A 4322-nucleotide genomic window follows, 5' to 3' on the forward strand; every position below is an offset into this window, starting at 1 on the left:
GCAAATGCCTGCTGCACTTTGTCCGCTGCCTTCACCCCGTTGGCGAGCAAAAGCTGGGTCAATACCCGGGCCTTTTGCGGGTTCAGGTCATAGGCCACGACAAAACCGCTTTTATCATCGTCCACTTCCACATTGCGATTCACAAACCCGGAAGGCACGCGCGTTGCACGAACAACCACAATGCCCTTTTGCACTGCCCGCAACATGGCCTCCATGGCCTGTTTGGACACATTACCATCGCCCACGCCAGCAATCACAATCCCCTTGGCGTTATTCTCTATTGCATGATCAATTTGCGAGGCGTCCATATTGCTATGCGCATAAATAATTTGCACGCGCGGCAACTGACCGTCCTTGGGCAAGGCATACGGCGCTTGAGTCGCCTGGCCAGCAGGACCAAGGAAACGCACCGAGGCGGGATCCACATAGCCAAGCGGACCTGCATTCAGCGATTGAAATGACTGGACCGAGGTGACGTTCGTTTTGGTGACCCAGCGTGGTGCGTGAATCGTATCATTCATCACGACCATTACGCCTCGCGCCTTGGACTGAGCACTTGCTGCAACCTGTACCGCTTCATACAGATTGCGCGGCCCATCCGCACTGAGCGCGCCGCCCGGACGCATGGAACCGACCAGCACCACCGGTTTTGCCGAATTCAGTACATTGTGCAGGAAGAAGGCAGTTTCCTCCATCGTATCGGTGCCGTGGGTAATGACCACGCCGTCGGCTTCATTGCCTTCAAAAATCTGCGTGATGCGATTGGCTAGCGAAAACCATACTTTATCGTTCATGTCCTGAGAGCCGATATTGGAAATCTGCTCAGACTTGACTGTTGCCAGTTTTTCAATGCCAGGAACGCCCTGGACCAACTGCTGGCCCGATACTTCGCCCGAATTATAGCCAATGGCCGACCGTGCATCGGCAGCGCCGGAAATGGTGCCCCCGGTTGCAAGAATAATGATACGGGGCTTATCGCCAACTGACTCCGACGAGGAAGCGCCCGCGCTGCCTGCGGGCTCGGCCGCGTTTACCGGCAGCGGTGCGAGCAACGTGGTAAAAACAATGGCTGCGGTTGCCAATGCCGCTTTGCAAGAGATGAGGGCCGATGGCCGCCAGTTGCGGGGATGAGTATTCATAGGTGTCTCCTTGCCTATAGTTGCTGTACGAACTACTGTATGAAATATCGACAACATCAAAAGTGACGGACCATCGCATCGCGTTCGGGCATCGTTGAAAAAAACCAGCAGATACGACGGTTTCCTGACAGACCGTCACGAATGCAATATGCGCATATAGGGAAGATTGTCAAAGCGTTACCGAAGCGGCCATCACCTTGCTCCTGTTGTGGTCCGCTGTTTCCCCTTGCCCTCTCCGGGTATGCTGTCCTGCTGCAGTTGTGCGTTCGGCTTCAAATATAAACCGAAACGTTCCCCGCTGCTTCTTAATGAGTTGCAATGCCGGCAAAATACCCTATTGCTTTTGAGGCCAATCGTTTTATTTATTTATATGGACGCGTCATTCTCCATGCTTTATTTCAGACAGCATATAAACCACGATCGGCCAGAAAACGCCATGCCTTGATACGTCAAAGCGGACTGGCAAACCCATCCCCCGTGATCACTATCGCAAGAATTCTCTGACCCACTGCATAAATTCAGATGGTCGCTCAATATTGGAAAGATGCACCACAGGAAACACCTTGAGTTGAGCCTGCGGTAACAAGGCAGCCAGGGCCTCACTGTGTGATAAGGCCGTCACCGTGTCGTATTGTCCGGCGATAATCAACACCGGTAAATTGATCAGGGGTGCCGTACGGCGCAGATCGGTATCACGCACTGCGGCAAAACTGCCGGCCAGTCCATGCGGCGGCGTGGTCAGCAGCATTGCACGAAATATTTCAACTGTCTCTGGCTGCGTCTTTATAAATTCTACAGAAAACCAACTTTCCAGAAAGCCTTGCGCGACCGCTACCATATCTGGTGAGCTCTGCAACTGTCGGATGCGTGCATCCCATTGCGGCGATGGCCCCAGATAAGAAGACGTATTGGCCAGAATCAATTTTTCCAGTCGTTGCGGCGCGTATATCCCCAGCCATTGTCCGACAAAGCCGCCAAGTGACAGCCCCAGAAAGTGGACGCGACCCAGATGCAACGCATCCAGCAGTTCGACTACATCGCGGCCCAGACGGTCCAGCGAATAGGCACCGGCCGGTGCATCGGACGCGCCGTGCCCGCGCGCGTCATAACGCAAAATATAAAAACTTTCTGACAGACTGGAAATTTGTTGATCCCACATCGCCATCGTGGTGCCGATAGAATTGGACAGCATCAATACTGGCTTATCTGCCTGGCCGTCAAAGCGGTACGCAAGGCGGGTGCCGTCACCCACAGTAATAAAAGAAAGTGTGTTCATGGTGATTCCTTATTGGTAAGAGAGGTAAATTTTGCGGATTACGCGCGACACAGAAATCGTATAAGATTATCGAATCGGGCTGGGCGCCCTTTATTCTCTGCTGTGTAGCCCGAGAGGAAACCATCTTGACCATGAACAACGATCGTCTGAACGGCATTACCACTTTTGTTCGCGCCGTCGAAGCCGGCAGCTTCTCGCTGGCTGCCGAGCGCATGAACCTCACCCGTTCGGCGGTAGGCAAAACCATCGCCAGACTGGAACAGCGTCTGGGCGTATTGCTGTTTCAACGCACCAGCCGCAAGCAAAAACTGACAACCGAAGGACAAGTCTATTACGAGCGCTGCCTGCGCGCGCTGGCCGAGCTGGATGCGGCTGATGCCGAACTCAATAGCGGGCGGTTACAGCCGCAAGGCGTGTTGCGCGTCAGCGCACCGAAACTGATTGGCCGACACTGCATCACGCCGACATTGACTCCGTTGATTGAGCGTTACCCCGAACTGCGAATCGAGATAATCTACAGTGATCGGGTTGCCGATCTGATTGAAGATGGACTGGATCTTGCCGTGCGGATCGGTCCCCTGGCCGACAGCGGCAGCCTGGTTGCGCGACCACTTGGACGACAACATCAGGTACTGTGCGCCTCGCCCGCGTATCTGGCCCGCCACGGCGTACCCGACAGCGTGGCCGCGCTCAACGGGCATCACGCCATTGCGTATCATCGCGCCGGACAGGATCTGGTCTGGCAGACGCTTTTTGCCAACACGCAAGGCCCCACGGTAGATATTCGCTTAAGACTGGACGATTTGCATTCCCTGACCGACGCCGCCATCGCCGGCGTGGGTTTGGCCTGGCTGCCCGACTGGCAACTGCTGCAGTTCATACGTACCCGGCAATTGAACGCGGTTTTGCCCAAACTGCAATTATTGCCAACTGAAATATATATAGTGTGGCCGCAGACCCGGTTCCTGCCTGCCAAAACACGTGTCGCCATCGACACGTTGTTGGCCGATGCGCCCGCCATACTGCGCAATCAAATCAGCCCACGCTGAACCTGTCGTGCGCACGCCAGCACGGCCAAGAAATGCCAGACCAATTTCCGTGCAAGAAACGGATAGCATGTCATTGCATTGCCGTGAGATAGTTCAGGTTCCAAACTAGCACAGGAGCAGAACATCATGGAACTGAAAAACAAATCAATCATCATCACCGGAGCAAGTAGCGGACTCGGTGCAGCAGCAGCCGCCCTGTTTGTGGCCGAAGGCGCCAATGTGGTGCTGGGCGCGCGCCGGGGTGCAGAACTGGACGCTCTGACAAAGGCAATTGCAGGCACCGGCAAAGCCGTTTATCTGGCTGGCGACGTCAAGGATGAAGGCTATGCCGATGCGCTGGCAGATCTTGCCATCAACGAATTCGGTCGGCTCGATGGCGCGTTCAACAATGCCGGCATCATCGGGGACATGGGGCCGGTGCCGGCCATGACAATGCGCAACTGGAACGATGTCATCGCGGTCAATCTGACCGCTGCCTTCCTGGCGGCTAAGTCGCAGATACCTGCCATGAGCAAAAACGGAGGCGGCTCGATTGTCTTCACGTCATCGTTTGTCGGCTTCAGCAATGGTGGCATGCCAGGAATGGGGGCCTATGCTGCATCCAAGGCCGGTCTGATCGGGCTGATGCAGTCGCTGGCTTCGGACCATGCCGCAGATGACATCCGTGTCAATGCGCTGCTACCGGGTGGCACGATCACCCCCGCAGCCGGAGAAGGCAACCCGGATGCCCTTGCGTTCATCGCAAGTCTGCATCCCATGAAGCGGATGGCAAGCGCCAAGGAAATAGCTCAGGCAGCCCAGTTTCTGCTTTAGGACAGATCGAGATTTATGAACGTCCGCCAGATGATAGTTGAAGGC

Annotated in this window: 4 protein-coding genes; 2 read left to right on the forward strand and 2 right to left on the reverse strand. The window is 55.3% G+C overall.

Annotated elements, in window-relative coordinates; translation table 11 throughout:
* Together ACTIKR_RS20210 and pcaD are read right to left on the reverse strand one after the other, a co-directional pair.
* On the reverse strand, positions 1–1139 hold a 1139-nt coding region (locus ACTIKR_RS20210), incomplete at its 3' end, for an asparaginase (RefSeq protein WP_442328847.1).
* A 484-nt stretch (positions 1140–1623) separates the two neighbouring features.
* Positions 1624–2415, reverse strand: coding sequence for a 3-oxoadipate enol-lactonase (gene pcaD / locus ACTIKR_RS20215; protein WP_442328848.1), 792 nt, complete (start codon positions 2413–2415; stop codon positions 1624–1626).
* A 131-nt stretch (positions 2416–2546) separates the two neighbouring features.
* Between pcaD and ACTIKR_RS20220 the strand changes: the two genes are divergently transcribed.
* Together ACTIKR_RS20220 and ACTIKR_RS20225 are read left to right on the forward strand one after the other, a co-directional pair.
* Positions 2547–3464, forward strand: a complete 918-nt coding sequence (locus tag ACTIKR_RS20220; protein WP_193087611.1) for a LysR family transcriptional regulator — start codon at positions 2547–2549, stop codon at positions 3462–3464.
* A 126-nt stretch (positions 3465–3590) separates the two neighbouring features.
* Complete coding sequence (locus ACTIKR_RS20225) at positions 3591–4277, forward strand: SDR family oxidoreductase (RefSeq protein ID WP_442328849.1); 687 nt, start codon at positions 3591–3593, stop codon at positions 4275–4277.
* Positions 4278–4322: the final 45 nt, after the last annotated feature.

Source organism: Advenella sp. (assembly GCF_052108595.1).
GTDB lineage: Bacteria > Pseudomonadota > Gammaproteobacteria > Burkholderiales > Burkholderiaceae_B > Advenella.

Coding starts and splice junctions, on each gene's coding strand:
- pcaD (WP_442328848.1), bottom strand. CDS start 2,415: ATGAACACACTTTCTTTTATTACTGTGGGTGACGGCACCCGCCTTGCG.
- ACTIKR_RS20220 (WP_193087611.1), top strand. CDS start 2,547: ATGAACAACGATCGTCTGAACGGCATTACCACTTTTGTTCGCGCCGTC.
- ACTIKR_RS20225 (WP_442328849.1), top strand. CDS start 3,591: ATGGAACTGAAAAACAAATCAATCATCATCACCGGAGCAAGTAGCGGA.